Origin of the sequence: Acidovorax sp. FHTAMBA (genome assembly GCF_038958875.1) — a bacterium.
Taxonomy (GTDB): domain Bacteria; phylum Pseudomonadota; class Gammaproteobacteria; order Burkholderiales; family Burkholderiaceae_C; genus Acidovorax.
In genome coordinates, this window is record NZ_CP152407.1 from 3,703,905 (window position 1) to 3,729,749 (window position 25,845).

27 protein-coding genes are annotated in these 25,845 nt (G+C 65.5%); 15 read left to right on the forward strand and 12 right to left on the reverse strand.

Annotated elements, in window-relative coordinates:
* Nucleotides 1–68 precede the first annotated feature (68 nt).
* Nucleotides 69–350 (forward strand): helix-turn-helix domain-containing protein, encoded by a 282-nt coding sequence (locus AAFF19_RS17280; protein WP_246330946.1) that lies wholly within the window; start codon nucleotides 69–71, stop codon nucleotides 348–350.
* A gap of 67 nt (nucleotides 351–417) precedes the next feature.
* On the opposite strand, the gene AAFF19_RS17285 is transcribed toward AAFF19_RS17280, so the two are convergent.
* Nucleotides 418–1,524: an IS5 family transposase gene (locus AAFF19_RS17285; RefSeq protein ID WP_182119917.1), complete on the reverse strand. Its 1,107-nt coding sequence runs from the start codon at nucleotides 1,522–1,524 to the stop codon at nucleotides 418–420.
* A 114-nt stretch (nucleotides 1,525–1,638) separates the two neighbouring features.
* On the opposite strand from AAFF19_RS17285, the gene AAFF19_RS17290 reads away from it, so the two are divergent.
* From AAFF19_RS17290 to AAFF19_RS17325, 8 genes are all read left to right on the forward strand, one after another.
* Complete coding sequence (locus AAFF19_RS17290; protein ID WP_246330944.1) at nucleotides 1,639–2,142, forward strand: IclR family transcriptional regulator; 504 nt, start codon at nucleotides 1,639–1,641, stop codon at nucleotides 2,140–2,142.
* A 6-nt stretch (nucleotides 2,143–2,148) separates the two neighbouring features.
* Nucleotides 2,149–2,526 (forward strand): hypothetical protein, encoded by a 378-nt coding sequence (locus AAFF19_RS17295; RefSeq protein WP_342720646.1) that lies wholly within the window; start codon nucleotides 2,149–2,151, stop codon nucleotides 2,524–2,526.
* Between the two features lie 131 nt (nucleotides 2,527–2,657).
* Nucleotides 2,658–3,626: an MBL fold metallo-hydrolase gene (locus AAFF19_RS17300; RefSeq protein WP_342720647.1), complete on the forward strand. Its 969-nt coding sequence runs from the start codon at nucleotides 2,658–2,660 to the stop codon at nucleotides 3,624–3,626.
* The gene (locus AAFF19_RS17305) at nucleotides 3,604–4,215 is read left to right on the forward strand and encodes a histidine phosphatase family protein (RefSeq protein WP_008902832.1); all 612 of its coding nucleotides are present in this window, start codon (nucleotides 3,604–3,606) and stop codon (nucleotides 4,213–4,215) included. Before AAFF19_RS17300 ends, AAFF19_RS17305 begins: the two co-directional genes overlap by 23 nt.
* A 229-nt stretch (nucleotides 4,216–4,444) precedes the next feature.
* Entirely contained in the window at nucleotides 4,445–5,350 is a 906-nt protein-coding gene (locus tag AAFF19_RS17310; RefSeq protein WP_342721871.1) for a transglutaminase family protein, read from the forward strand.
* A gap of 84 nt (nucleotides 5,351–5,434) precedes the next feature.
* Nucleotides 5,435–5,605, forward strand: a complete 171-nt coding sequence (locus AAFF19_RS17315) for a hypothetical protein (protein WP_008902830.1) — start codon at nucleotides 5,435–5,437, stop codon at nucleotides 5,603–5,605.
* Between the two features lie 108 nt (nucleotides 5,606–5,713).
* Nucleotides 5,714–6,403 (forward strand): glutathione S-transferase, encoded by a 690-nt coding sequence (locus AAFF19_RS17320; protein WP_182119914.1) that lies wholly within the window; start codon nucleotides 5,714–5,716, stop codon nucleotides 6,401–6,403.
* A 20-nt stretch (nucleotides 6,404–6,423) separates the two neighbouring features.
* On the forward strand, nucleotides 6,424–6,933 hold the full coding sequence (locus AAFF19_RS17325) for a low molecular weight protein-tyrosine-phosphatase (RefSeq protein ID WP_182119913.1): 510 nt from the start codon (nucleotides 6,424–6,426) through the stop codon (nucleotides 6,931–6,933).
* A 2-nt stretch (nucleotides 6,934–6,935) separates the two neighbouring features.
* On the opposite strand, the gene AAFF19_RS17330 is transcribed toward AAFF19_RS17325, so the two are convergent.
* The 7 genes from AAFF19_RS17330 to AAFF19_RS17360 all read right to left on the reverse strand — a co-directional run bounded on the left by AAFF19_RS17330 (nucleotide 6,936) and on the right by AAFF19_RS17360 (nucleotide 14,712).
* Entirely contained in the window at nucleotides 6,936–8,018 is a 1,083-nt protein-coding gene (locus AAFF19_RS17330; RefSeq protein ID WP_182119912.1) for an XdhC family protein, read from the reverse strand.
* Nucleotides 8,019–8,080: 62 nt separating this feature from the next.
* A complete protein-coding gene (locus AAFF19_RS17335; protein WP_342720648.1) occupies nucleotides 8,081–8,707 on the reverse strand; it encodes a carbon monoxide dehydrogenase subunit G in 627 nt (208 codons plus the stop codon).
* 46 nt (nucleotides 8,708–8,753) lie between these two features.
* Nucleotides 8,754–9,986 carry a VWA domain-containing protein gene (locus tag AAFF19_RS17340; protein ID WP_182119910.1) on the reverse strand — a complete coding sequence of 411 codons (1,233 nt, stop codon included), beginning with the start codon at nucleotides 9,984–9,986 and terminating at the stop codon, nucleotides 8,754–8,756.
* Entirely contained in the window at nucleotides 9,979–10,905 is a 927-nt protein-coding gene (locus AAFF19_RS17345) for a MoxR family ATPase (RefSeq protein ID WP_182119951.1), read from the reverse strand. Before AAFF19_RS17345 ends, AAFF19_RS17340 begins: the two co-directional genes overlap by 8 nt.
* Before the next feature lie 131 nt (nucleotides 10,906–11,036).
* Nucleotides 11,037–11,828 carry a xanthine dehydrogenase family protein subunit M gene (locus tag AAFF19_RS17350; RefSeq protein ID WP_182119909.1) on the reverse strand — a complete coding sequence of 264 codons (792 nt, stop codon included), beginning with the start codon at nucleotides 11,826–11,828 and terminating at the stop codon, nucleotides 11,037–11,039.
* Nucleotides 11,829–11,839: 11 nt separating this feature from the next.
* Nucleotides 11,840–14,227, reverse strand: coding sequence for a xanthine dehydrogenase family protein molybdopterin-binding subunit (locus AAFF19_RS17355; RefSeq protein WP_342720649.1), 2,388 nt, complete (start codon nucleotides 14,225–14,227; stop codon nucleotides 11,840–11,842).
* Between the two features lie 14 nt (nucleotides 14,228–14,241).
* Complete coding sequence (locus AAFF19_RS17360) at nucleotides 14,242–14,712, reverse strand: (2Fe-2S)-binding protein (protein WP_182119907.1); 471 nt, start codon at nucleotides 14,710–14,712, stop codon at nucleotides 14,242–14,244.
* A 221-nt stretch (nucleotides 14,713–14,933) separates the two neighbouring features.
* On the opposite strand from AAFF19_RS17360, the gene AAFF19_RS17365 reads away from it, so the two are divergent.
* From AAFF19_RS17365 to AAFF19_RS17375, 3 genes are read left to right on the forward strand one after another with little or no spacing between them, the layout of a single operon-like run.
* Nucleotides 14,934–16,073 (forward strand): helix-turn-helix domain-containing protein, encoded by a 1,140-nt coding sequence (locus AAFF19_RS17365; protein WP_342720650.1) that lies wholly within the window; start codon nucleotides 14,934–14,936, stop codon nucleotides 16,071–16,073.
* A complete protein-coding gene (locus tag AAFF19_RS17370; protein ID WP_342720651.1) occupies nucleotides 16,070–16,294 on the forward strand; it encodes a DUF2798 domain-containing protein in 225 nt (74 codons plus the stop codon). Before AAFF19_RS17365 ends, AAFF19_RS17370 begins: the two co-directional genes overlap by 4 nt.
* A gap of 45 nt (nucleotides 16,295–16,339) precedes the next feature.
* Nucleotides 16,340–18,037 carry an AarF/UbiB family protein gene (locus AAFF19_RS17375; RefSeq protein WP_342720652.1) on the forward strand — a complete coding sequence of 566 codons (1,698 nt, stop codon included), beginning with the start codon at nucleotides 16,340–16,342 and terminating at the stop codon, nucleotides 18,035–18,037.
* Nucleotides 18,038–18,073: 36 nt separating this feature from the next.
* Here the strand turns inward: AAFF19_RS17375 and AAFF19_RS17380 are convergent, their stop codons facing one another.
* Genes AAFF19_RS17380 through AAFF19_RS17390 form a run of 3 tightly spaced genes read right to left on the reverse strand, consistent with a single transcriptional unit; the run spans nucleotide 18,074 to nucleotide 20,360 of the window.
* Nucleotides 18,074–18,901, reverse strand: coding sequence for an extracellular solute-binding protein (locus AAFF19_RS17380; RefSeq protein WP_342720653.1), 828 nt, complete (start codon nucleotides 18,899–18,901; stop codon nucleotides 18,074–18,076).
* Complete coding sequence (locus AAFF19_RS17385) at nucleotides 18,898–19,626, reverse strand: phosphate ABC transporter ATP-binding protein (protein ID WP_008902816.1); 729 nt, start codon at nucleotides 19,624–19,626, stop codon at nucleotides 18,898–18,900. The genes AAFF19_RS17380 and AAFF19_RS17385 overlap by 4 nt, the downstream gene beginning before the upstream one ends.
* Nucleotides 19,623–20,360: an ABC transporter permease gene (locus AAFF19_RS17390; protein WP_008902815.1), complete on the reverse strand. Its 738-nt coding sequence runs from the start codon at nucleotides 20,358–20,360 to the stop codon at nucleotides 19,623–19,625. The genes AAFF19_RS17385 and AAFF19_RS17390 overlap by 4 nt, the downstream gene beginning before the upstream one ends.
* Before the next feature lie 74 nt (nucleotides 20,361–20,434).
* On the opposite strand from AAFF19_RS17390, the gene AAFF19_RS17395 reads away from it, so the two are divergent.
* The 3 genes from AAFF19_RS17395 to AAFF19_RS17405 all read left to right on the forward strand — a co-directional run bounded on the left by AAFF19_RS17395 (nucleotide 20,435) and on the right by AAFF19_RS17405 (nucleotide 24,227).
* Complete coding sequence (locus tag AAFF19_RS17395; RefSeq protein ID WP_182119900.1) at nucleotides 20,435–21,556, forward strand: substrate-binding domain-containing protein; 1,122 nt, start codon at nucleotides 20,435–20,437, stop codon at nucleotides 21,554–21,556.
* 196 nt (nucleotides 21,557–21,752) lie between these two features.
* Nucleotides 21,753–22,388: a TRAP transporter small permease subunit gene (locus tag AAFF19_RS17400; protein WP_008902813.1), complete on the forward strand. Its 636-nt coding sequence runs from the start codon at nucleotides 21,753–21,755 to the stop codon at nucleotides 22,386–22,388.
* 18 nt (nucleotides 22,389–22,406) lie between these two features.
* Nucleotides 22,407–24,227: a TRAP transporter large permease subunit gene (locus tag AAFF19_RS17405; RefSeq protein ID WP_182119899.1), complete on the forward strand. Its 1,821-nt coding sequence runs from the start codon at nucleotides 22,407–22,409 to the stop codon at nucleotides 24,225–24,227.
* Nucleotides 24,228–24,742: 515 nt separating this feature from the next.
* On the opposite strand, the gene dctP is transcribed toward AAFF19_RS17405, so the two are convergent.
* Nucleotides 24,743–25,825 (reverse strand): TRAP transporter substrate-binding protein DctP, encoded by a 1,083-nt coding sequence (dctP, locus tag AAFF19_RS17410; RefSeq protein WP_008902811.1) that lies wholly within the window; start codon nucleotides 25,823–25,825, stop codon nucleotides 24,743–24,745.
* Nucleotides 25,826–25,845 lie beyond the last annotated feature (20 nt).

Here is a 25,845-nt window from a genome sequence, read left to right on the forward strand (position 1 = left end):
TTGCAGCTTAGCCACAATGCTCAATAATCCCGAAATGTTTTATGGATTCGTCTCGAATTCCGGGATTTATGACCAACTCATCCCCCAGCCTGCGCCTGTTTGAACTGCTGGAAATCATGTGCGCCCATGGCCGCCCGTTCAGCCTGGCGGACGCCATCGAGGCATCAGGCTGGCCCAAACCCAGCGTGCACCGCATGCTGGGCCAGCTCGAAAGTGGTGGCCTGCTGGCGCGCGAGCCCGACGGGCGCCGCTACACCCCGGCGCCGCGGCTGCTGAGGCTGGCCGAAAGTACCCTTAGCAGGCTGCTGAAATACTCCCCGCCGCAGCCCAGCCCACCTCCCGGCTTTTGACGTAACTGCCTGATTTTTGAGCAGTTTGGGCCTGTTTTGCTCGTTTTTGAGCCCTTTTCTTCGCCCTTTACATCCCGCTGGCACCCTGCAGACGCACCTGTCCCAAGGTGCGCATGCGCGTGAGGTTGTACGCAGCCATGTTCAGCACAAACAACAGGTCGACCTTTTGCAGTCCGCGCACCATCACTTGCCGGATGTTGCCGATCATCTTGGCCCAGCCAAAGCCTTGTTCGATGCGCTTGCGCTTTTCTTGCGAGAGAGCGTAACCCGGGCTGTTGGCGATGGCGTCAGGCACCGCCGACTGCCGGCCTGACTTGTTCTGCGCCACATGGGGCAGTACGTTCATCTCTTGCAGGGCTTGGATGAACTCTTTGGCGTCGTAGCCTTTGTCTGCACCCAGCGTGATGGTGATGGACTCATCACCGGGCAGTGCCTGGCACGCATCGTTGATCATGGCCTTGGCCGCTTCGCGCTCGGCATAACCGTCGGCATGGGTGACCACGGCATTGACCACCAGGCCGTGGCGGTTGTCGCTCAAGGTGTGGCCCATGTAGCGCAGTTCGCTGGCGGTGTTGCCTTTGCGGTAGAGCCGGGCATCGGCATCGGTGCTTGACTGGTGGGTGTCGTTGCTGCGGGTTTGGCCTTTGAAGTGGCCGCCGTCGTTACCGTCACTGCCGTCTTTGCGCACAAAGCTCTTGTGGCCCGCCCAGGCCTGGATCAGGGTGCCGTCCACGCTGAAGTGCTCGCCGGATAACAATTGCTGCTCCTGGGCTTGTTGCACGATCTGGTTGAAGAACTCGATGACGGCATCGTGCTCGATCATGCGTTCGCGGTTCTTGCTGAAGACGCTGGGCACCCACACGGCATCGTCCATGGCCAGGCCAATGAACCAGCGAAACAGCAGGTTGTACTGGGTCTGCTCCATCAACTGGCGCTCAGAGCGCACGCTGTAGAGCACCTGGATGAGCATGGCGCGCAGCAGTTTCTCAGGGGCAATGCTGGGGCGCCCGCCTTTGATGTCGGCGGCATACATCTGGGCAAACAGCGCATCCATGTGGGCCAGGGCTTTGTTGACCATCCCGCGGATGGCGCGCAAGGGGTGGTCTGCAGGCACGAAGTCATCGAGGTGGCGCATGGTGAACAGGCTCTCGGTGAAGGTGTCTGGGCCGCGCATGGATGGCTCTTCTGTCTGGTCAGTGGGGGGCTTGATTGTCGCGGCTGGGCGGCTGTCGCAGACTGTCGGCGGGGAGTATTTCAGCAGCCTGTTAGTGCAGGCACGCAGCATGGCGTGCGCCACGCGGTGCTGCGCCAGCTGGTGGCCGACATCGGCGAGAGCTGCAACCTCACGGCGCTCAGCGGCGCCGAGGTGATTTATCTGGACCGCGTGGAGTCGGCCTTTCCGCTGCGCATGGAGCTGCGGCCCGGCACGCGCGTGCCGATACATTGCTCGGCCAGCGGCAAGCTGTTTCTGGCCCACCTGTCGGCCGCGCGCCGGGCGGCGATCCTGGACGGCCTGCCACTGACCCGCCACACGGCCACCACCTTGACCGACCGCGCCGCCCTGGAGGCCGAGCTGGAGCAGATCCTGCGGCAAGGCTACGCCACCGACGCCGAGGAGTTTGTGGACGGTCTTGTCTGCGTGGCCGTGCCCGTGCTGGCCGGGGGGCGGCGCCCGGTGCGCAGCGCCGTAGCATTGCAGGCGCCAGCAGCCCGCATGGCACTCGCCCAGGCGCTGCAGCAGGTGCCCCGCCTGAGCGAAGCAGCCCAGGCCCTGGGCCGCACCTGGACATGAGCGTGAATGCAACCTATGAACCTGAACTACCTGGATTTCGACTACAGCGAAGACGCAGACGGCACGGGCACTTTTGATGCGATGGCGAGCGTATCGCCCGCGCAGGCTCCTGCGTTGCACGCAGAAATCAGCGCGATGCTGGCCTGGGCGCACCGGTATTGGCCCGATGCCTGTGCCCCTTTGGAGGACGGCGGGGTGTGGCACTACGACCTGCACGGATCGCTGGAGAGCAGCACGCCTCTGAAACTGTCGTTCGACGAAGCATCCGGGGCACTCCACACAACGACCGGGATACCAGGGTCACCCCGCACCACCATCACCTTCACCCTCAGCGGCAGCGCAGATTTCTGCGCTGCGCTGCGGGGCGATTTCGAAGTGGGTTGAATCCCCAAGGCTGCTCCCAAAGGCTCTCAAAAGCCCCACGGTCCATACAGGTTACCGGGCCAAAAGCGGCGTATCGCGTCAGCGCCGCTACAGTTGCGACTCCTTGGTTCAACTTGATACTGGAGAGTCTAATGCTGTCACGCCGTCACTTCCTGGGCGCAAGCCTGGCCACCACCGTCTACGCGGCGGGCTCCTTTGTCCCCGTGTGGTCCCAAAACGCGCCCAACTTCGGAACCCCCACGCTGCCCAGCCCAGGCTTTCGCCGCATGAAGGTCGGCGACGTGGAAGTGATCGCGCTAAACGATGGCATCACGCGCCGCCCTCTGGGGGAAGAGTTTGTCAAGAACGCTCCGATCACCGAAGTGCGTGCGCTGCTGGCGTCGCAAGGCCTGCCCACGGACTACATCGACGTGCCCTACACGCCTTTCCTGGTGGTGGCCGGTGCGAGAAGGATCCTCATCGACACCGGCCTGGGCGAGTTCGGCGGTGCCACCACAGGAAAGCTCCTGGAGAGCCTGCGCGCGGCCGGATTCCAGGCCACTGACATCGACACGGTGCTGATCAGCCACTTCCACGGCGACCACATCAATGGCCTGCGCAACAAGGCGGGCGAGTGGACTTTTCCCAAGGCCAAGGTAATGGTTCCAGCGGCTGAACACGCATTCTGGATGGACGACGCGCGCATGGCCGCAGCCCCCGCAGGCATGAAAGGCGCGTTCGAGAACGTACGCCGCACCTTTGCCACCATGCCCGCAGACACACTGGTGCAGTTCGCGGCAGACACGGAAGTCGCCCCCGGCATCAAGTCGGTGGCGGCCTATGGCCATACCCCCGGGCACACGCTGTTTGAACTCAACTCGGCAGGGCAGACGTTCTTCTACGTGGCAGACCTGACCAACGTGCCGGCCCTGTTTGCACGCAATCCGGACTGGGCGGTGACTTTTGACATGGACGCCGAAGCAGCGCGCAAGGTACGCCGCGATGTGTTCCAGCGGATCACCGCCAGCAATGCCATGCTGGGGGGCTTCCACTTCCCGTTCCCAGCCTTCGGTCGCATGCAAGCGTCAGGCAACGGCTATGCGTTCCAGCCTGCCACCTGAAGGGTTGCTGAGCCGCCGCACCCTTCTGGGCGCGGCCCTGGGCTCCGGCCTGGCGTCAGCGCATGCCCAGACGGTGCAGGAAGAAGGCAATCCCCAGGCCCTGCTCCGAAAGGGTGGGGTCGTGGTGGCATTTCGCCATGCGTTGGCACCCGGCACTTTCGATCCGCCGGGGTTTCGCCTGGGCGATTGCAGCACCCAGCGCAATCTCAGCGAGCAAGGCAGGGACCAGGCCCGCCGCATGGGGGAATGGTTCCGCGCGCGCCAGCTGGAGCCCACCCGGGTGCGGTCCAGCCCCTGGTGCCGCTGCATCGACAGTGCCACGCTGACCTTTGGCGCCCCCCAGGTGTGGCCGGCGCTCGGTTCGCCACGTGGCGTCAGCGAAAGCACGGGAGCGCAGCATTTGCAGGAACTCCAGGAGGCACTGGTTGCGGTGGCGGGCCAGACTGGACGCTTTGAAGCCTGGTTCACGCACATGTTTGTGCTGTCTGACCTGACGGGCTACTCCGCGCAGTCTGGCGAAGGGCTCATTCTCGCGCCAGGACCCAGCGGCAAAGCGCGCGTGCTGGGTCGTATCGCGCCGCCTGCGTAAAAGCGGGCCGTTCGCCTACAGCGGCCGTGGGCGACGTTACCTAAGCTCGGGTGACGCCCCATGCCGGGAAGTCTGGCAGACGCGCAATGAGCCAAGTCGTGCTCTGCGCAGGGGTTAAGAGGCACCCATGTCATACACCCACAGCATCCCTGCGCCCCCCGCTTCTCCGCTCCGTCCAGCCCCATGGCCCGAGGTGCCAGGCCCCGGCACGGCTCCAGCCCTGCGTGCCATGCCACAGCGCGTGCGCATGGAACTACAGATTGACCTGAGCTACGAAATCGACGCCTATGGAGCCGATTTCGTCTTCAACATCCACGCGGCGCAAACCCCCAGCCAGGCGGTCAGCGCCGAGCGTCTGGTCATCAACCAGGACATCGCGACCCAGATCCATACGGACCCCGCCACCAACAACCGCTATCTGCGCCTGCACGGTGAGCCGGGGCCGCTGCACCTGTCGTACTGCGCCACGGTAGACATCACGCACCACCGCAGCGACCCCGCCCAATTGGCGGAAGTACCGGTGCGGTATCTGCCCCAGGAGGTACTGGGCTACATCTACCCCAGCCGCTACTGCCAGTCTGACCGCCTCTTGCGACTGGCACTCAATGAGTTCGGATCGCTCTGGCAGGGCCACAGCCGGGTGCAGGCGATTTGTGACTGGGTGCGAAAGCATGTGGCCTTCACGTCCAACACATCCAACTCCAACACCGCGGCGGTGGACACGTTGATCGAACAGGTGGGCGTGTGCAGGGACTTCGCCCACCTCATGATTGCGCTGTGCCGGGCCATCAACATCCCCGCCCGCTTCACGACCGGGACAGACTACGGTGCGGACCCGGCCCTGGGCCCCCCTGATTTCCACGCCTATGTGGAGGTTTATCTGGGTGACCGCTGGTACATCTTCGACCCTTCGGGCACCGCCATCCCCATGGGCTTGCTGCGCTTTGGCACCGGGCGGGATGCGGCCGACGTGGCATTCGCCACGATTTTCGGAGGGGTCCGTGCGCAACCACCCGTCATTCGCACCCGGGCGATCGAAGACGCAGCGCGTGGATTCGTGCTGCCGAACCATGGTTCCGACGCCTTGTCGACCGACCATGGAGCAGGCTTTGCAGGGGGTTTCCACGTGCCGTGAAGCGGGGCTTGCCCCCGTCCGCAGCAGACGTTTGCGCCACTATGGCCTAATATCTCCTTTTTTCCACTATCTCAGAGACCTACCATGGGCAACAAGATCGTCACCGAAGCAGACCGTAAACGTACCCCCCAGCCAAAGCCCATGCCCGGCGTGACGCTGAACACCCCCGGCCGTGGTCAGCGCGTGAGCCTGGAACGTGGCGTGGCCACCCGCAGCAAGAAGAACCCTGGCAAGCGTTCGCGCAAGGGCGGTTGATAGCCTTGGGGCTTGGCCCCGCCATCCCGGAAGTGCCCTCAATTTGAGGGCATTCTTGTTTCTGGCCCCAGGTGCATGCCTGTCATGGCGCCCGCTAAGATGGTGCGCATGATCACTGTCCACCACCTCGAAACCTCGCGCTCGCAGCGCGTTCTCTGGCTGCTCGAAGAACTGGGTGTTCCCTACGAGCTCAAGGTCTACCAGCGCGACAAGGCCACCCGGCTGGCCCCGCCTGAGCTCAAGAAAATCCACCCGCTCGGCAAATCGCCGGTGATCACTGACGGCAAGGAAGTCATCGCCGAGTCGGGTGCGATCATCGAATACCTGGTGGAAACCTTCGGCACCCAGGCGGGCGGCGACCTGACCCACCTGCAACCCGCCCCGCGCACGCCAGAGTACCGCCAGTGCCGCTTCTGGATGCACTACGCCGAAGGCTCGCTCATGAACTGGCTGGTGATGAAACTGGTGTTCATGACCATTCCCACCCAGCCCATGCCGTTCTTCGTCAAGCCCATTGCCAGGGCGCTGTGCGGCAAGGTCCAAGAGAAGCTGATCGACCCCAACGTGAACGCTGCGCTGGACTTCATGGAGCAGCACCTGGCCACCCACCGCTGGTTTGCGGGAGAACACCTCACCATGGCCGATTTTCAGATGAGCTTTGCGGTCGAGGCCGCCCTCTCACGCGCCAGCAAGGCCAGCGCCTGCCCCCACCTCAAGGCTTACCAACAGCGCATGCAGGCACGCCCTGCCTACCAGCGCGCCATTGCCAAAGGTGGCCCGGTGGTGATGTCCACCTGAACACCGCCGAGATCAAAGCAATGCAGGATCGCGTCGCCACCTACTCAGTGCTTTTTGTGTGCATGGGCAACATCTGCCGCAGCCCCACGGCCCACGGCGTGTTCCGGCACAAGGTGGTTCACAGTGGCCTGGACAGCCAGGTGATTTTGGATTCGGCGGGCACGCACAACTACCACCCCGGCAAGGCGCCAGACGAGCGCACGCAGCGCCATGCGGCGTTGCGGGGGTACGACCTGTCGGACCTGCGCGCGCGGCAGATGCTGGCAGAGGACTTTGAACGACACGATCTGGTCCTGGCGATGGACTGGGACAACCTCGCCCTTGCGCAAGAACTCTGCCCGCCACACCACGCCCGAAAACTGCGCCGCATGACCGAGTTCTGCCAGCGGTTCGACAGCCCCGTGGTGCCCGACCCGTACTACGGTGGAGCTGCCGGCTTTGAAGAGGTGCTGGACCTGGTGGAAGACGCCTGCGACGGCCTGCTGCGCCATGTGCGGCAGCAGCTGCAGCTGCGGTCCAAGCCGCTTTAGCACTACGACGCGCGCACCCCACACACCATCGCACCGGGGTCGTTGCGCGCCAGCTCCCGGTCATTCTTGGCCTGGGCCACCTCCATGTCGCGCGGCAGGGTCACGCCGTTTTTGACGGCCAGGATTTCAGCCATCACGCTCACCGCAATTTCGGGAGGTGTCTTGCTGCCGATGTAGATGCCGATCGGCCCCCGCAGGCGCTCAAGGCTCGCTTCGGTCTGCGCAAAGTGTTCGATCATGCGGGCGCGCCGCGCCTCGTTGTTACGGCGCGAGCCGATGCCGCCCACATAGAACGCCTCGGTGTTCAATGCCTCCAGCAGCGCCAGGTCATCAAGCTTGGGGTCGTGCGTGAGGGCCACCACGCAGCTCCGGCGGTCGGGTTTGAAGGCCAGCACCACGTCGTCGGGCATGTCGCTGACCACGGTGGCGCCGGGTACGTTCCAGCTGCCCCGGTATTCCTCGCGCGGATCGCACACCGTCACGGCAAAACCGCTGAAGAGCGCCATGGTGGCCAGGTACTCCGCCAGCTGGCCTGCGCCGATCAGCAGCATGCGGTACTCGGGGCCAAAGGTGTTGGTCAGCTGCCCGGCGTCTATCGTCAGATCGGCCGGTGCTGCGGCAGGCTGGAGGGTGGCCAGGCCATCGGTCAAACGGACAGTGCGCTGCATCAGGCGCCCCGCCTCCAGGTGGGCGATCAGCGTTGCCAGGCTTTCAGGGTCCGGGTCGTATTCCAGCAACAGCTCCAGCGTGCCGCCACAGGGCAGACCGAAGCGGTGCGCCTCGTCCGCGCTGACGCCGTATTTCACAAAAGTGGGCGGGCCACTGGGGATGCAGTGGTCTTCGCCCGCTTTCGCCATAGGCACACCTTGGGCATAGGCAAGGGTGTGACGGTCAATCAGGTCATCTTCAATGCACCCGCCCGACACGGACCCCACGACCGCACCATCCTCACAAAGCGCCATGATCGAACCCACCGGCCGGGGTGACGAGCCCCAGGTGCGCACCACCGTGGCCAGCAGGGCCCGCCGCCCGGCAGCCCGCCAGCCCTGCAGCGTGCGCAACACCATCACATCCAGGTTTTCCATGGTTTCAGCGCCCCTTCATTCTTTGCTACGGCGGTGTCGTGAACCCGACCGCGCCGGGGCAGTCAGTTCAACGCCCACGCTAACAGCACCAGCGCCGCCGCGCCCACCACCCACACCCAAACCGGGATGCCGCCGGGGGGAATATCCGCCCCTGCCGACGCCGCCAGCGGCCCGGGGTCGGTAGGCGCGTCGTGAGAATCTGCAACCTCGTCCGCTGGGGCGCGCGGATGGCGGCGCTGCATCTCATCGTCAAAGCGTTTGAAAAAGTCCTCGGCCATGCTCTTGGCCGCGCCGTCGATGAGCCGCTGTCCCAGCTGCGCGATCTTGCCGCCTACCGTGGCATGCACGGTGTAGTGCAGCTCGCAACTTTCCTGCCCAGAGGCATCGACAGGCAAAGGCACCAATTTGACTTGCGCATTGCCTTTGCCAAAACCCGCCACGCCGCCCGACCCGTCAAAGGCAATGGTGTAGCTCTCGGGCGGCACGATCTCGGACAGCGTGATCTTGCCCGCGAACTTGGCCGACACGGGGCCGATCTTGAGCGCCATCGCCACCGCGTACTGGTTATCACCGGTCGCCTCGACCTTGTCACAGCCGGGTATGCACAGCTTGAGCACCTCAGGATCGTTGAGCGCTTCCCAGGCCTGCTGCTGGCTCACGGCAAGGGTGCGGCTGGCTTGCATTTCCATGGTGGATTCCTCTCGGTTTATTGTCGGTTGTTGTCTGAAAAATCAGTCACTGCCGGAACACGGCAGCCAGGCTGGCGGCCAGATCCTGCAGGCGGCTCAGGTTGTGCACGGCCACCATGCCGTGGGCCTGACGGTGCAGCTCGGCGGCGCCACGTGCCGTGGGCGCATAGCCGTCGAACCGCAACAGCGGGTTGAGCCACAGCAGGCGGCCACAGTGGCGCCGCAGCCAACCCAGTTCCTGCGCCAGCACCTCGGGCGTGCCTGTGTCCAGTCCGTCGCTGATGAGCAGTACCAGGGTGCGGCGCCCCACGAGCCGCCGGGCATGTTGCAGGCGCAGCTGGGCCAGGCTGTCGCCCATGCGGGTACCCCCCGCAAAGTCGTTGATGCAATAGCTGGCCGCCTGCAGCATTGCATCGGTATCGGCCAGGCGAAAGGCGGGTGTGAGGTCGGTCAGCCCGGTGCCAAACGCAAACACGTCGCGGCGCACGGCATCGCCGGTGTGGCGCGGTGCCGTGGCGGCATGCAAAAACGCCAGCAGCAGCCGCGCGTAGCGCTCCATGGAGCCCGACACATCCACCAGCACCAGCAGCGGCAGCGGTTGCTGGCGGCGCTGCAGCAACGGTATGCGCAGCACCTCGCCCCCGTTGCGCGCCGCGTGGTGCATGGCACCCGGCCAGTGCGGGCGGCTGCCGCGCACACCGGGGCGGGTGCGGCGGGCGGCGTAGCGCGGCAGGGGCAAGGGGATATCGCGCGCCAAGCGCTCTACCAAGATGTATTCGCTGGCCGAGAGCTGGTTGAAGTCGGCGTGGCGCAAGCGCTGCAGGTCGCTGGCCGTCATCGCGGCATCGAAATCGATTTTCTCGTCCTCGCGCGGTGGGGGCGGGTTGCGCGCGGCACGCACGGGGGCCAGGGCCTCGCTCACGCGCGGGCGGCGCTTTGCGGGCTCGGCCTTGGACTCGGCGCTGGGCAGCATCTGCGCCAGCAGCTTTTGCGCGACGTTGGGGTTGCGAAAGTACGCATCGAACAGATCGCGGAAGACCAGCCGGTCCTGCTCGCGGCTGACCAGCACAGCCTCCAGTGCGGCGCTGAAATCCTCACGCCGCAAGCCCACCAGCATCACCGCCTGCTGGGCCAGCGCCATGCGGGCGGCGTCCACCCGCACGCCAGCGCGGCGCAAGGTGCGGCCAAAGCCGCTCAGGTTGTCCGCCAGCTTGCCCGTGCGGGCATCGCCCAGTTGAGAAACTGTCTTGCCCTCTGCCACGGTTGAGCCCTCAGGCATCGGCACCGGCATTGACGTCTGCAGGCTGCAGCAGTTGCACCGCCATGTCGCGCGTGAGCGCCGCCACATCCTCGCGCTGCTTGAACAGAATGCCTGCGGTGTCGGACACCACTTCGGGGTCCACCACGATGGTGTCGAGCGCCACCAGCGCCTTGGCCCACTCCACGCTCTCGGCTATGCCCGGCGCGCGCTGAAAAGCGTTGGCAAACGGCTGGCTGCGCAGGCGGCCTACAAACTCGGCCACCTGCTGCGCGAGCGCCTCGCTGGCGCCCGGCACCTGGGCGCGCACGATGGCCAGTTCGCGCTCGCGCTCGGGGTAGTCCAGCCAGTGGTACAGGCAGCGGCGCTTGACGGCGTCGTGCAGATCCCGCGTACGGTTGCTGGTGAGGAGAGTGACCGGCGTGGCCGTGGCGCGCACGGTGCCGATCTCGGGAATGCTCACCTGGTATTCGCCGAGGTATTCGAGCAGAAAAGCCTCAAAGGGCTCGTCGGCACGGTCCACTTCGTCAATCAGCAGCACCGCGCCCGGCGCAGGCGCCTGCAGTGCTTGCAGCAAGGGGCGGCGGATGAGGTAGCGGTCCTGGTACACCTCGCGCTCCACCTGCGCCATGTCGGCGCTGCCTTTGCCTTCCGCTGCGCGCATATGCAGCAATTGGGCGGCATAGTTCCATTCGTACAGCGCCTCTCGCTGTTCCAGGCCGTCGTAGCACTGCAGTCGGATGAGGCAGCGCGCCAGCACTTCCGAGAGCGCTTGGGCCAGCGCCGTCTTGCCCACACCGGGCTCCCCCTCCAGCAGCAGCGGGCGCTGCAGCTTGAGCGCCAGGAACACCGCCGTCGCCAGCCGCCGGTCGGCAAAGTAGCCCACGCTCTGCAAGGCCGACACCAGGGCGTCGATGGAGGACAGCGCGGGCGCGGTCATGGGAGGGGAAGCGTTCATTGCTATGTTTTTTATAGCTGCCGGCGCTTTACAGATAAGCGTTGGAGGCCAATTTCATTCAAACACCCGCCACCCCAGATGCTGTGGGGTGCCAGCGGGTGCACTCCCACCCGTCAGCCCAGCATCTGCGCCACTGCCCGCTGGGTCTGCACGCTGATGAGATTGGCGCGGTAGGCGGCGCTGGCGTGGATGTCGCTGTTCAAGTCGCTCGCGTCAATCTTCACCGCCGCTGCCGATGCAGGCGTGAAGCTCTGGTTGAGCGCGGCCTCCAGCCCCGCATGGCGGAACACGCTGCTGGCTGCGCCCGTGATGGCCACGCGCACGCCGCCCTCGGTCTGCGCCACAAACACGCCCACCAGCGAGAAGCGCGATGCTGCCTGCTTGAACTTGAGGTACGCCGCACGCTTCGGAATCGGAAAGCGGATGGCGGTGATGATCTCGCCCTCTTCCAGCGCCGTGGTGTACATGCCCACAAAAAAGTCGTCGGCCGCTATCTCGCGCTGGTTGGTGATGACCGTGGCGCCCAGGCCCAGCACGGCGCTGGGGTAGCAGGCCGCTGGGTCGTTGTTGGCAACCGAGCCACCCAGGGTGCCGCGTGCGCGCACCTGCCGGTCGCCGATGTGGGCGGCCAGATCGGCCAGTGCGGGGATGGCGGCTTTGACGTCGGCACTGTTCGCCACGTCCATGTGGCGCGTCATGGCGCCGATGACCAGCGCGTTGCCCTCGCGGCGGATGCCCGCCAGCTCAGGGATGCTGTTGAGGTCAACGATCTTTTCAGGATTGGCCAGGCGAAGGCGCATCGACGGCAGCAGGCTTTGGCCACCGGCCAGCAGCTTGCCGCCCTGGGCGATGAGCTGTGCAGCGGCTGCGGTGGAGGAGGGATTTTCAAAGGTGAATGCGTACATGTTGTTTCTCCTCAAGCCTTGGCGTTCTGAATCGCTTCCCACACGCGGTGCGGCGACGCGGGCATGTCGAACTCTTTAACGCCTAGGGGGTGCAGCGCATCGAGCACGGCGTTGATCACCGCCGGTGGCGAGCCAATGGCCCCCGCCTCGCCGCAGCCCTTGGTGCCCAGCGGGTTGTGGGTGCAGGGCGTGCACACATGGCCCAGCTTGAACTCTGGGAAGTCGTCGGCGCGCGGCATGGCGTAGTCCATGAAGCTGCCGGTGAGCAACTGGCCCGTCTCACGGTCGTACACGCAGTTTTCCATCAGCGCCTGGCCAATGCCCTGCACCAGCCCACCGTGCACCTGCCCCTCCACGATCATGGGATTGATGATGGTGCCGAAGTCGTCCACGGCCGTGAACTTGTCCACGCGGGTGCTGCCCGTGGCCGGGTCGATTTCGACCTCGCAGATATAGGTACCCGCAGGGAAGGTGAAGTTGGTCGGGTCGTAGAACGCGGTTTCGTTCAGGCCCGGCTCCAGCTTGTCGAGCGGGTAGTTGTGCGGCACATAGGCCGTGAGCGCCACCTGGCCGAACGGGATCTTCTTGTCCGTGCCGCGCACGGTGAACTCGCCACCACTGAAGTCGATGTCGGCGTCGCTGGCTTCCATCAAATGCGCCGCGATCTTCTTGGCCTTGGCCTCGATCTTGTCCAGCGCCTTCATGATGGCCGCGCCGCCCACGCTGATGGAGCGCGAGCCATACGTGCCCATGCCAAACGGCACGCGCCCCGTGTCGCCGTGCACGATGTCCACGTTCTCCACCGGGATGCCCAGGCGCGCTGCCACCACCTGCGCAAACGTCGTCTCGTGACCCTGGCCGTGGCTGTGCGAGCCGGTGAACACCGTCACGCTGCCCGTGGGGTGCACGCGCACCTCGCCGCATTCAAACAGCCCCGCCCGCGCGCCCAGCGCCCCGGCAATGTTGGACGGAGCAATGCCGCAGGCCTCGATGTAGCTGCTGTAGCCGATGCCACGCTTGAGCCCCTTGGCCTCGCTGGCCGCCTTGCGTGCCGCAAAGCCCGCCACGTCGGCCAGCTCCTGCGCCTGCGTCATGCAGGCGTGGTAATCGCCCACGTCGTACTGCAGCGCCACGGGCGTCTGGTAGGGCCAGCTGGTGATGAAGTTGCGCTTGCGGATTTCGTCCTGCGAGAGGTTCATGTCCCAGCCGCAGCGCGAGACCAGCCGTTCCAGCAGGTAGGTGGCCTCGGGCCGCCCCGCGCCCCGGTAGGCATCGACCGGCGCGGTGTTGGTGAACCAGGCATCCACCTCCACATAAATCTGCGGTGTGGTGTATTGCCCTGCCAGCAGCGTGGCGTACAGGATGGTGGGCACCGCGGTGGAGAAGGTGCTGAGGTAGGCGCCCATGTTGGCGTCGGTGTGCACCCGCATGGCAAGGAACTTGCCGTCCTTGTCCATCGCCATCTCGGCATGGCTCACGTGGTCGCGGCCGTGTGCGTCACTCAAGAACGACTCGCTGCGGTCGGCCACCCATTTGATGTTGCGGTTGAGCTTCTTGGCCGCCCAGGTCAGGCACACGTCCTCGGCATACAAAAAGATCTTGGAGCCAAAGCCGCCGCCCACATCGGGCGCAATCACACGCACCTTGTGCTCGGGCAGCCCCATCACGAACGCGGTCATGAGCAAGCGCTCGACGTGCGGGTTCTGGTTGCTGACGTACAGCGTGTATTCGTCGTTGGCGCGGCTGTACGAGCCAATAGCGGCGCGCGGCTCCATCGCGTTGGGGATGAGGCGGTTGTTGACCAGGTCGAGCTTGGTCACGTGCGCGGCGTTGGCAAAGGCCGCATCCACCGCGCCCTTGTCGCCAATGGCCCACTTGTAGCAATGGTTGTCGGGCGCGGCATCGTGCAGGCCTGCGCCTGCCACAGTGCCTGCGGCCGCATCGGCAACGTTGACAACGGCGGGCAGCACGTCGTAGTCCACCTCCACCAGCTCGGCCGCATCGCGGGCCTGCTGCTGGGTCAGAGCCACCACCATGGCCACATGGTCGCCCACGTAGCGCACCTTGCCCTGCGCCAGGATGGGGTGCGGCGGCTCTTTCATCGGTTGCCCATCGGTGCTGGTGATGAGCCAGCCGCAAGGCAGGCCGTTGATTTTGTCGGCTGCCACATCGGCGCCAGTGAAGACGCCCAGCACGCCGGGCGCTGCCTTGGCGGCGTCCACGTTGATGCTGTTGATCTTGGCGTGGGCGTGCGGCGACCGCACAAACACCGCGTGGCTTTGCGCGGCCAGCACCACGTCGTCGGTGTACTGGCCCGCGCCGGTCAGGAAGCGGTAGTCTTCCTTGCGCTTGAGCGATTCGCCGATATGCGGCAGCTTGGAAAAGTCGGATGCACCCATGGTCGTTCTCCTGGTTATGCCGATGCCATGGCCTTCTGGCCGACCTGCACTGCGCGCACGATGTTCTGGTAGCCCGTGCAGCGGCAGATGTTGCCCTCGAGCAGCTCGCGGATCTCGCCTTCACTGGCGTTGGGGTGGCTCTTGCACAGGTCCACCGCACTCATCACCATGCCGGTGGTGCAGAAGCCGCACTGCAGTCCGTGGCACTCCTTGAACGCGGCCTGCATGGGGTGCATGGTGCCGTCGGGGGCGGCCAGCCCTTCAATGGTCTGCACGTCGGCGCCCTGCGCCTGGGCAGCCAGCATCGAGCAGGATTTGACGGCCCTGCCATTCACGTGCACCGTGCAGGCCCCGCACTGGCTGGTGTCGCAACCCACATGGGTGCCCGTAAGCATCAAATGCTCTCGCAGCGCATGGACAAGCAAGGTATTGGGAGGAACGTCAACACTGGCAGCGCGCCCGTTGACCGTGAACTGGACTTGCATCTGGCTGTCTCCTGGAGTGGTTTTGGCTGGAACGGTGCGCGTTCACGATCTCGCAGAGGGGATCAGGGACACGCTCATCGCTCGCGCATCTTCTGCCGCGCCCCACGCCCCACCCCTAGGGACAACCCTAGATTTCCGGTGGCCCTGGCTGGATATTCTCAAAATGAAACATGCTGCACTGCACACCGGCGCATCATCCGGACATCCAGGAGCCAGATCCCATGATTTCGCCGGCGCCCCACCCCACTGTTGACCGTCATGCACTCATCGCGCGGGCCCGCCAGAGCGTGCTGGCAGACGGTGCGTCACCGCTGCGCGCAGAAGTCGAGCCATGGATTGCACGGTCGTGGCAACGCTGCCTGGCCAGCGGGCTGGACCCGGCGCACCGTGTGGCGTTTGATGCCGTGAGCGCCCCTGCGCTGCGCCGCAGCCAGGAGCAGAACCACCACCTGCTGCGTGCTGCGGGCCCGGTGCTGCAGCAGCTCACCCGCGCCATTGCCGGAATGCGCTACTTCGCGATGCTGACGGACGCCCAGGGCATCGTGGTGGACGTGCAAGGCCACTGCGACCGCAACGACCCACGTGCCAGCGCCATCGGCCGCGTGGGAATCGACCTGTCGGAAGCCGCAGTGGGCACCACCGCCATCGGCGCTGCACTGACCGAGCTGCAGCCGGTGTGGCTGCACCGCGGCGAACACTTCTTTGATGACAACGCCAGCTACAGCTGCGCGGGCGCACCGCTGTTCGACCCGCAGGGCCGGTGCGTGGGCATGCTGGACCTGACCGGCGTGGATGTTCCCGAGCGGCCCGAGCTGCGCCACCTGGTGGCCCGCTCGGCACGCGCCATGGAAGACGCCCTGCTGCTGCAGCTGCCGCACGCCCTGCTGCTGCGCCTGAACTGGCCCGGTTGCACGCTGGGCGGGGAAGGAGATGGCCTGATGGCACTGGATGTCGAAGGCTACGTCGTGGGCGCCAACAGCCTGGCACGCCAGCTCGTTCCCCATCCCTCGCTGGCACCCGGGTCGCCACCCCACTGCAGCGACCTGCTGGCCTTGCCCTGGACGATGGTGTTCGACGCTGCCCGCCAGCACAGTACGCAGCCGCTGGATCTCCCGTTGTGGTCGGGTCTGCGACTGCATGCCCTGGCAATACCGTCCACACACCCGCGCAACCCGGGCGCAGCGCACAGGTTGCAGATCGCGGGGGCAACCCCCGCGCCAGCCCCGCTGCGCGAGGCCGAGGTCGCCATGATCCGCCGCGCCGTGCGGGACGCGCGCGGCAACGTCGCCGAAGCAGCGCGCACCCTGGGCATCAGCCGCGCCACCGTGTACCGCAAGCTGGGCACGCCCAAGGCAGAGTGAGCACGTCGCGCTGCGGCCTCGCACGCTGGGGCTGGTCTATTCCAGGCACCAAAAACCGTCCGCCGGGCATCTGCACTTTTTGCCATGTGCAACCCCACCAGTATTTCCTGGGCCTGTGGACAGGCGCATGGCTCACGTGCTGGCTGTTCGCCTTCCGGGCGGTGATGGTGGCCGCCCCGCTCGCCCGCAAAGCGGCGCCACGCCTCACCACGTGGGACTGATCCGCGCGGCCCCACGCCCGGTGCAGGGGGCCTATCATCCCCCCCATGCTGATCGAGACGCTGGACACCGCGCGCGACCTGGGGCGCCTGAAGGAAATTCTGGGCGTGATGGTGCGCCACGGTTTTGGCGACACCGTGCGCCGCCTGGGCCTGGCCGACAAGCTCGAACGCGCGGGCCAGGCACTGAACTGGACGCACGCCGCCGACCTGGCCCGCGTGGAGCCCCCGGTGCAGGTGCGGCTGGCGCTGGAGGAGCTGGGCCCGGCGTTCGTGAAGTTCGGCCAGATCCTCGCGGGCCGCGCCGACCTGTTTGGACCCGAGTGGATTGCAGAATTCGAGAAGCTGCACAGCCACGTGCCTGCGGTGCCCATCGACGCACTGCGCCCGCAGCTGCGCGAGGACCTGGGCGCCGAGCCCGAAGCGGTGTTTGCCTGGTTCGATACCACGCCGCTGGCTGCCGCATCGATTGCCCAGGTGCACCGCGCGCGGCTGCACGACGGCACCGAAGTGGTCGTCAAGATCCGCCGCCCCGGCATCACTGACACCATCCACGCGGACCTGCGCCTGCTGGGGCGGCTGGCGGCGCTGGCCGAGGCCGAGCTGCCCTCGCTCAAGCCCTACCGGCCCCAGCAACTGGTGCGCGAGTTCGCGCGCTCCTTGCGCCGCGAGCTGGACCTGGCCGGCGAATGCCGCCAGGCCGAGCGCATTGCCACCAACATGGCGGCACTGCCCCACATCGTGATCCCCCGCGTGCACTGGGCCTACACGCGCGAGCGCATCAACGTGCAGGACTTCATCGATGGCACGCCGGGCAGCGCCCTGGCAGCGCTGACCACCGACGCGGGCTTTGACCGCACGGTGCTGGCGCAGCGCGGCGCGCAGGCGGTGCTCCGGATGATCGTGCAGGACGGGCTTTTCCATGCCGACCCGCACCCTGGCAACGTGTTCTACCTGCCGGGCAACCGCATCGCCTTCATCGACTTCGGCATGGTGGGCCGCCTGTCGCAGCGGCGCCGCGATGAGCTGCTGCAGCTGCTGCTGGGCCTGGTGGAGCACCAGCCCCAGGCCGTGGCGGACGTACTGCTGGACTGGACCGGGGACGCCTCCAGCAGCCATCCGGGCCAGCTGGAGACCGAAATCGAAGCCTTTGTAGACCAGTACCACGGTGTGCCACTCGCGCAGCTGAGCCTGGGGCAGATGCTGGCCGATGTGAGCGCCATCCTGCGCGAGCACCACCTGGGCCTGCCCTCCGACCTGGCACTGCTGATCAAGGCCTTCATTTCGCTCGAAGGCATGGGGCGCAACCTTGATCCGGACTTCCACATGGCCACCGAGGCGCTTCCGCTGCTCAAAGAGGTGGTGCGCGAGCGTTACGAGCCCAAGGTGCTGGCCGGGCGGGCCTGGAGCACCTTGCGGCGCGCCCTGGCCACCGTAGAACAATTGCCGGACGACATCGGCCAGCTGCTGCGCAACGCGCGGCGCGGGCACCTGCAGGTAGGCATCGAGCTGGCCCACCTCAAGCGTGTGGGCGACCAGATCGACCGGTCGGCCAACCGGCTGGCCATGGCGCTGGTGATTGCGGCGCTGATCATCGGCTCGTCCATCGTGATGACGGTCCAGGGCGGGCCCACGCTTTTCGGCCTGCCGGCGTTTGGGTTCCTGGGGTTCTTTGGCGCCGTGGTAGGTGGCCTGTGGCTGGTGCGCGCGATCTGGCGCAGCAGCCACCACCGCGACGACGACTGAGGTGCCTGCGCAGCGATCTCCCGGCGCCGCGCGCCGCTACTTGCCTGCGTTCGGGAAGAACAGTTGCTCGCCGCCGATCTTGTAGCCCGCAATGGCTTGCTGACCGGCGGGCGACACCACCCAATCCACAAATTTCTGCGCGTCCTGCGTCTTCACATGCGGGTGCTTGGCGGGGTTCACCACCATCACGCCGTACTGGTTGAAGAGCTTGGTGTCGCCCTCGACCAAAATGGCAAGGTCGGCACGGTTCTTGAAGTTGAGCCAGGTGCCGCGGTCAGCGAGCACATAGGCGCCGCTGGACGCCGCAATGTTGAGCGCGGGGCCCATGCCGCAGCCGCATTCCTTGTAGCCGCTGCCCTTGGCGGCGTCGGCACCGGCGAGCTTCCAGTAGCGCAGCTCGGCCGCGTGCGTGCCGCTCTTGTCACCGCGTGAGATGAAATTGCCATTGGCGGCAGACAGCTTCTGCAGGGCCTGCACGATGTCCTTGCCTTGGGTGCCCACCGGGTCGTTCTTGGGGCCGATGAGGATGAAGTCGTTGTACATCACCGGGTAGCGTTTCACGCCCCAGCCATCGGCCACGAACTTTTCTTCGGCCACCTGGTCGTGCACAAACAGCACGTCGGCATCACCGCGGCGCGCCATATCAAGCGCCTGCCCGGTCCCCAGCGCCACCACTTTCACGTCCAGCCCGCTGGCCTTCTTGAATTCGGGCATCAGGTGCCCGAACAGGCCGGACTGTTCCGTGGAGGTTGTGGACGCCATCGTGATACTCTGCGCGAAAACCGAACCAGACGCTACCAAAATAGTAGCTACCAGCGCTTTATGGATAAGCGCCGGAGGCCGAAAAAACTTGAAATTCTTCATACCAGTTCTCCTTTGACAAACAAACGGGCAGCCTCCGGAAGGGGGCCGTTAAAAAAGTCGTGTACCGGCAGGTCGGCCATCACCCGGCCGTGCTCCATGTAGACCACACGGCTGGCCAGGCGCTTGACCTGGCCGAGGTTGTGGCTGCTGAACACCATGGTCACCGGGTATGCCGGTCCGGCTGCGCCGTGGCTCTCGGCGAAGTCGGCCATCAGCGCCTCCACCTCGCGCTTGGCATGCGGATCGAGGCTGGCGGTGGGCTCGTCCAGCAGCAGCACATCGGGCCGCAGCGCCCAGGCGCGGGCCAGGGCCACACGCTGCTGCTGGCCACCCGACAAGGTGCGGGCGTTCTGCGCGGCGATGTCCTGCAGCCCCACGCGCTGCAGTGCACCCAGCGCCGCCGCCCGAGCATCACGCCAGCGACTGCCGCGCAGCCACAGCGCCAGCGCCACGTTGTTTTGTGCACTGGTGCGCAGCATGTGGGGGCGCTGGAACAGCATCGCCTGGCGCATGGCGGTATCGCACTGAAACCCGCCACCAGTGGCATCGGCCAGGCCATGCAGCACCCGCAGCAGCGTGCTTTTACCGCTGCCGTTGGCGCCCACCAGCGCCACGCGCTCGCCGGGCATGATGCGCAGCGTGACGTGGTCCAGCGCCTGCACGCGGCCGTAGCGCACGCTGACCTGGTGCATGTCCACCCAAGCGCTCGCAGCACGCCCGCTCATGCCGCCACCCCTACGGGCGTGCTGGCGGCAGCGCCATCCACGCGCTCGCGCCAGCGGCGCACCAGCGCAATCAGCACATTGAGCGCCAGCACCACGGCCAGCAGGATCATGCCCAGCGCCAGGGCCAGCGGCAGATCGCCCTTGCTGGTCTCCAGCGCAATGGCAGTGGTCATCACGCGGGTGAAGCCGTCGATATTGCCGCCCACGATCATCACCGCGCCCACTTCGGAGATGGCGCGGCCAAACGATGCGATCAGCACGGTGAGCAGCGCATAGCGCTCGTCCCAGGCCAGCAGCAGGCTGCGCAGCAGCGGCCCAGCACCCATCGACCGCAACTGCTCGCCATGCGCGCGCTCAGCGTCTTCCACGGCCTGGCGCGTGAGCGCCGTGACCACCGGCAGCACCAGAATGGCCTGGGCCAGCACCATGGCCTTGAAGCTGAACAGCCAGCCCAGCGCACCCAGCGGCCCGCTGCGCGACAGCAGCAAATACACCACCAGCCCCACCACCACCGACGGCACCGCCAGCAAGGTGTTGAGCACTGCCAGCACGGCACCGCGCCCGGCAAAGCGCGCCACACCCAGCCAGGCGCCCAGCACCAGGCCCACGCCGCAGGCGATGAGACACGCAGTGGCACTGACAGAGAGGGACCGGCCCACGATGGTCCAGAGGACAGGGTCGAACGAGAGGGTGAGCTGCAGCGCTGTGTTCGCGCTTTCGGAAAGGGTGGACATCGGAACGTTGGGGGCCTGGTGATCGCGTTCGGCTATCGTAGGCACCCCATCAATACCCAGCGATATGAACGTCCGTGCATAGGGTCCAACTTCACTACACACTCAGCCGCGATGCGGGCAATGCACTCATCCGCAATCCGCTGCCCGAACTGCTGCAGGCCGTGGCCGAACACGGCTCCATCTCGGGCGCCGCGCGTGCGCTCGGCCTGTCCTACCGCCATGTCTGGGGCGCCCTCAAACGCTGGGAAGACCAGTTGGGCGGCGAATTGATCGTCTGGGGCAAGGGCCAGTCAGCACAACTCAGTGATTTCGGCACCAAGCTGCTGTGGGCCGAACGCCAGGCCCAGGCACGGCTGGCTCCGCAGATTGCCGCACTGCACGCCGACCTGGAACGCGCGTTTGCTGTGGCGTTCGACCCCAACGCCCATGTGCTCACCCTGTACGCCAGCCACGATGATGCGTTGGTGGCACTGCGCAAACACGCAGCCGCACAGGCCGATGCGGGCGCGCTGCACCTGGACATCCGATTCACCGGCAGTGTGGACGCGATCCGCGCGCTGAACGAGGGGCGGTGCACGCTGGCGGGCTTTCACACGGTGGAGGATGCCGTTGCCGATGCGCTGACCGCGCGCACCTACAAACCCTTGCTGCAGCCGGGCCTGCACAAGATCATCGGCTTTGCACAGCGCACGCAGGGCCTGATCGTGGCGCCGGGCAACCCGCTGGCGCTGCACAGCCTGGCCGACGTGGCGCGCACCGGCGCACGTTTTGTGAACCGGCCGCTGGGCAGCGGCACCCGCGTGTTGCTGGACGACCTGCTGGCCCAGGCGGGCATTGCATCAGACGTCATCCCTGGCTACGCACACAACGAGCCTTCGCACACGGCCATCGCCGAGGCCGTGGCAGCCGGCGCGGCCGACGTGGGCATGGGGATTGAGCTGGCCGCCCGGGCGCGCGGGCTGGGCTTTGTGCCGCTGGTTCATGAGCGGTATCACCTGGCGTGCCTGAAAACCAGCCTGGACCAGCCGCCCACCCTGGCATTGCGCCAGTTGCTGCACACACCCGAATGGCTGGCGCAGCTGGCAGCACTGCCCGGGTACGAACCTTTGCATTGTGGAGAGGTGCTGGCCATGAGCGCCGTGCTGCCCTGGTGGCAATTTGCACGCAAGAAACGCTCGCACACGCCTAGGCATTAACCCTAATTGCTACGAATAACGGAGCAAACCAACCAGTCTTTTCCAAGGGATTGCACCGTCACACATCCGTCAGAATCGTTTTACAGTGCTCCGTAAAATCGCCCCGTTGTAAAAATTTGTCCTGCCGCAGCGCTTACCGGTGCCGCGGCAGCGATGTGCGTGCGCGCGCAGGCACCGCCCTTCCTCTGGAGACACCATGCAGGCCTTACTCAAATTCTCACGCGCCATCGACGGGCTCAACGCCTTCGTTGGCAAATACGTCATCTGGCTCATTTTTGCGGCCACCGCCGTCAGTGCCATCAACGCGCTGGTTCGCAAGATCTTTGGCGTCAGCTCCAACGCGTTTCTTGAAGCCCAGTGGTACCTGTACGCCTGGTCGTTTCTGGCCGCAGCCGGGTTCACCCTGTTGCACCGCGAGCACGTGCGCATCGACGTGGTCAACAGCCGCCTGCCCAAGCGTGTGCAGGTGTGGATCGACATCGTGGGATTCACACTCTTCCTCACGCCGCTGTGTGTGCTGGTGTTGTACCTCGCAACGCCCCTGGTGATACAGATGTACGAAACCGGCGAAATGTCGGGCAACCCCGGCGGCCTGGTGCGCTGGCCCGTGTGGGTGGCGCTGCCCGTGGGCTTCACGCTGCTGATGCTGCAGGGCTGGTCTGAACTCATCAAGCGCATCGCCTTCCTGCGCGGGCAAGGGCCCGACCCCATGGGCCGTCTGGTGGAGAAATCTTCCGAGGAGGAGCTGGCCGAGCTCCTGCGCCAGCAGCAAGAGGAGGCAGCCGCCGCCCAGGCGGCCGGCGCCACCCCATCTGCCACGCCCCAACGCTGAGCCCGGAGCACCTTCACCATGGAATTCTTTGCGACCAATTTCGCCCCCTTCATGTTTGCGGGGCTGATCATGTTCCTGCTGCTGGGCTTTCCGGTGGCGTTCAGCCTGGGGGCCTGCGGCCTGTTCTTCGGGGTCATTGGTATTGAGATGGGCATTTTCCCCAGCTCGGTGCTGGCATGGCTACCGCAGCGCCTCATTGGCATCATGGCCAACGACACCTTGCTGGCGGTGCCGTTCTTCACCTTCATGGGGTTGATCCTGGAGCGCAGCGGCATGGCCGAGGATCTGCTGGACACCGTGGGGCAGGTTTTCGGCCCCATGCGCGGCGGCCTTGCACTGGCGGTGATCTTTGTGGGCGCCCTGCTGGCGGCCACCACGGGCGTGGTGGCAGCATCGGTCATCTCGATGGGCCTGATCTCCCTGCCCATCATGCTGCGCTATGGCTACGACCGGCGCCTGACCAGCGGCGTCATTGCGGCGTCTGGCACGCTCGCGCAGATCATCCCGCCCTCCCTGGTGTTGATCCTGATGGCCGACCAGCTCGGCCGCAGCGTGGGCGACATGTACAAGGGCGCGTTCATCCCCGGCTTTATCCTGATGGGCATGTACGTGGGCTACGTCATGCTGCTGGCCGTCTTCAAGCCCCACCAGGTGCCTGCCCTGCCCCCTGAAGCCCGCACCTACCGCGAAGCCGATGGCAGTGGCGGCTACACCTCGCTGGGCGTGCTGGCGGGGCTTTCGGCCACGGTGTCGATCTTCCTGGCCCGCCACATGGAGGACGTGCACAGCTGGTGGCAAGGCCAGCCCGTCACGTTTGTGGCCACTGACGAAAAAGTGGTGGTCGCCATGTGCGGCGGCACCGCCGTGGCGCTGGCCATCGCGCTGCTCAACAAGGGCTTCAAGCTCGGCCTGCTCTCGCGCCTGGCCGAACGTGTGACCTTTGTGCTGATTCCCCCGCTGCTGCTGATCTTCCTGGTGCTGGGCACGATCTTCCTGGGCATTGCCACCCCTACCGAAGGCGGCGCCATGGGCGCCATGGGTGCACTGATCATGGGCTGGAGCCGCAAGCGCCTGGACATGAAGCTGCTCAAACAGGCGCTGGCATCCACCACCAAGCTGTCGAGCTTCGTGATGTTCATCCTGATCGGCGCCACCACCTTCAGCCTGGTGTTCCAGGCGGCCGACGGCCCGATCTGGGTGGAACACCTGCTGACGAACCTGCCCGGCGGCCAGGTGGGCTTTCTGATCGCGGTGAACGTCATGGTGTTCTTCCTGGCGTTCTTCCTGGACTACTTCGAGCTGTCGTTCATCGTGGTGCCACTGCTGGCCCCGGTGGCCGACAAGCTGGGCATCGACCTGATCTGGTTCGGCGTGCTGCTGGCCGTGAACATGCAGACCTCGTTCATGCACCCGCCATTCGGCTTTGCACTGTTCTTCCTGCGCTCGGTGGCGCCCGACAAGCCCTATGTGGACCGCATCACGCGCAAGCGCATGGAGCCCGTGACGACGATGCAGATCTACCGTGGCGCCATTCCGTTCCTGGTGATCCAGCTGACCATGGTGGGCTTGCTGATCGCCTTCCCGCAGCTCGTGACAGGTGCGCTGGACAAGAAGGTGGAATACAACATGGAGAGCCTGGGCGACCAGATGCGCGAGTCGCTGGGATCGCCGTCAGACGGTGAATCGTACGGAGAAGAGCCCTTCGGAGCGAGCGAGGAACCCGCCGAGGCACCCGGGGCAGACGCACCCCCTGCCAGCGGCGAACCCGCAGGCAGCGAAGCACCCGCAGACGATCCGATGAAGGCGATGCAGGACGCGCTGGAGAAACCGGCGAACTGAAACGGGCCACCCGAGGGGAATGGGCGGCGCAGTGCGCGCGCGCCCCAACCCCCTGCTCCCACCCAAGGCCCTGCGGGGCCTTTTTCTTTGCGCGCAGCACACACGATCTGGCGGCACGAGCCGGCAAACCACCTCGCGAATCACAACACCACCGTGCGACCTGCCAGGTTGCACCCGCAAAGCGCCAGGCGGGTGCGTGCGGCGCGTCCCCGCACAATAAAAACTGTGTTTGATGTATCGCCGGGTGGCTGCACGGTGGCAGCACGGGTGGCCTAACGAATATCTGGGTCAAATATGCCGCAAGCGCTTTACCAGCATGCGCTAGCAGCTCTTCTTTTCATAGCATTTTTTACCCATGAACTTGGGCCGTTGGCAGCCCCGACCGCCTGCGCGAAGGCCTGGGCATGCGCCGTACAGGCTGGGCCTGGCGCAAACGCAAAAAAGCCGCGACATGCGCGGCTTTTCTGAGATGGAACGGGCAGCAACTCCTGGCTGCTGCCCCCGGCAAAGATCGGTCAGATCTTCACGCCGTTCATGTACTGGTTGTACGGATACTCGGAGAAGCGGTTCCACAGGATCTGGTCACGCTGGAAGGCACGCATGTCGTCGTAGATCTTCTTGAACTCGGGCGACTTGGCGTTGTGCTCTGCATAAACTTCCATGCAAGCCTTGAAGCCGGCGTCGATGACAGCCTTGGGGAAAGCCGTGAGCTTGGTCTTTTCTGCCACCAGCTTCTTGAGCGCGATCGGGTTGTAGGCGTCGTACTTGGCGGTCATGTCCGTTGCGGCCACAGCCATGGCGGCATTCAGGATGGCCTTGTTCTCTTCCGACAGGGCGGCGTACTTCTTGTTGTTGACGAAGAACTCCAGATCCGCGCCACCTTCCCACCAGCCGGGGTAGTAGTAGAACGGTGCCACCTTGGCAAAGCCCAGCTTGGCATCGTCGTAGGGGCCCACGAACTCGGCCGCGTCCAGCGTGCCCTTTTCAAGCGCCTGGTAGATGTCACCAGCGGGCATGTTCTGCGACACCACGCCCAGCTTGGCCATCGCCTCGCCGAACACACCGCCGCCCATGCGCATCTTCAGGCCCTTGAGGTCTGCAACCGTCTTGATTTCCTTGCGGTACCAGCCGCCCATCTGCGTGCCGGTGTTGCCGCCGCTGGCGGTGTGGAAGTTGTACTTTTCAAAGAACGCATCCATCAGCTTGGCGCCGTTGCCGTACTTCTTCCAGGAGGCGGTCTGGCGTGCGGTCAGGCCAAAGGGCACGGCGCAGCTGAAGGCAAAAACCGGATCCTTGCCCGTGAAGTAGTAGGCCGCGGACTGTGCCATGTCGATGGTGTCGGCCTGCAGGGCATCGACCACGCCAAACGCGGGCATCAGCTCGCCTGCGGGGTGCACCGTGATTTCAAACTTGCCACCCGACATGGCCTTGACGGCCTTGGCCATGGTTTCGGCGCTGCCGAAAATCGTGTCCAGCGACTTGGGGAAGCTGGAAGCCAGGCGCCAGCGCACTGCGGCCTGTGCGTGTACAGCGGGCGCAACGCCTGCAGCCAGCACGCCGGCAATGCCAGCCTGTTTGATGATTGAGCGACGATCCATGAGGTTCTCTCCGAAGTATT

Excerpts from the sequence above, each read along its gene's own strand:
- AAFF19_RS17280 (WP_246330946.1), top strand. The coding sequence starts at position 69 with ATGACCAACTCATCCCCCAGCCTGCGCCTGTTTGAACTGCTGGAAATC.
- AAFF19_RS17285 (WP_182119917.1), bottom strand. The coding sequence starts at position 1,524 with ATGCGCGGCCCAGACACCTTCACCGAGAGCCTGTTCACCATGCGCCAC.
- AAFF19_RS17295 (WP_342720646.1), top strand. The coding sequence starts at position 2,149 with ATGCAACCTATGAACCTGAACTACCTGGATTTCGACTACAGCGAAGAC.
- AAFF19_RS17300 (WP_342720647.1), top strand. The coding sequence starts at position 2,658 with ATGCTGTCACGCCGTCACTTCCTGGGCGCAAGCCTGGCCACCACCGTC.
- AAFF19_RS17305 (WP_008902832.1), top strand. The coding sequence starts at position 3,604 with ATGCGTTCCAGCCTGCCACCTGAAGGGTTGCTGAGCCGCCGCACCCTT.
- AAFF19_RS17310 (WP_342721871.1), top strand. The coding sequence starts at position 4,445 with ATGCCACAGCGCGTGCGCATGGAACTACAGATTGACCTGAGCTACGAA.
- AAFF19_RS17315 (WP_008902830.1), top strand. The coding sequence starts at position 5,435 with ATGGGCAACAAGATCGTCACCGAAGCAGACCGTAAACGTACCCCCCAG.
- AAFF19_RS17320 (WP_182119914.1), top strand. The coding sequence starts at position 5,714 with ATGATCACTGTCCACCACCTCGAAACCTCGCGCTCGCAGCGCGTTCTC.
- AAFF19_RS17325 (WP_182119913.1), top strand. The coding sequence starts at position 6,424 with ATGCAGGATCGCGTCGCCACCTACTCAGTGCTTTTTGTGTGCATGGGC.
- AAFF19_RS17330 (WP_182119912.1), bottom strand. The coding sequence starts at position 8,018 with ATGGAAAACCTGGATGTGATGGTGTTGCGCACGCTGCAGGGCTGGCGG.
- AAFF19_RS17335 (WP_342720648.1), bottom strand. The coding sequence starts at position 8,707 with ATGGAAATGCAAGCCAGCCGCACCCTTGCCGTGAGCCAGCAGCAGGCC.
- AAFF19_RS17340 (WP_182119910.1), bottom strand. The coding sequence starts at position 9,986 with ATGCCTGAGGGCTCAACCGTGGCAGAGGGCAAGACAGTTTCTCAACTG.
- AAFF19_RS17345 (WP_182119951.1), bottom strand. The coding sequence starts at position 10,905 with ATGACCGCGCCCGCGCTGTCCTCCATCGACGCCCTGGTGTCGGCCTTG.
- AAFF19_RS17350 (WP_182119909.1), bottom strand. The coding sequence starts at position 11,828 with ATGTACGCATTCACCTTTGAAAATCCCTCCTCCACCGCAGCCGCTGCA.
- AAFF19_RS17355 (WP_342720649.1), bottom strand. The coding sequence starts at position 14,227 with ATGGGTGCATCCGACTTTTCCAAGCTGCCGCATATCGGCGAATCGCTC.
- AAFF19_RS17360 (WP_182119907.1), bottom strand. The coding sequence starts at position 14,712 with ATGCAAGTCCAGTTCACGGTCAACGGGCGCGCTGCCAGTGTTGACGTT.
- AAFF19_RS17365 (WP_342720650.1), top strand. The coding sequence starts at position 14,934 with ATGATTTCGCCGGCGCCCCACCCCACTGTTGACCGTCATGCACTCATC.
- AAFF19_RS17375 (WP_342720652.1), top strand. The coding sequence starts at position 16,340 with ATGCTGATCGAGACGCTGGACACCGCGCGCGACCTGGGGCGCCTGAAG.
- AAFF19_RS17380 (WP_342720653.1), bottom strand. The coding sequence starts at position 18,901 with ATGAAGAATTTCAAGTTTTTTCGGCCTCCGGCGCTTATCCATAAAGCG.
- AAFF19_RS17385 (WP_008902816.1), bottom strand. The coding sequence starts at position 19,626 with ATGAGCGGGCGTGCTGCGAGCGCTTGGGTGGACATGCACCAGGTCAGC.
- AAFF19_RS17390 (WP_008902815.1), bottom strand. The coding sequence starts at position 20,360 with ATGTCCACCCTTTCCGAAAGCGCGAACACAGCGCTGCAGCTCACCCTC.
- AAFF19_RS17400 (WP_008902813.1), top strand. The coding sequence starts at position 21,753 with ATGCAGGCCTTACTCAAATTCTCACGCGCCATCGACGGGCTCAACGCC.
- AAFF19_RS17405 (WP_182119899.1), top strand. The coding sequence starts at position 22,407 with ATGGAATTCTTTGCGACCAATTTCGCCCCCTTCATGTTTGCGGGGCTG.
- dctP (WP_008902811.1), bottom strand. The coding sequence starts at position 25,825 with ATGGATCGTCGCTCAATCATCAAACAGGCTGGCATTGCCGGCGTGCTG.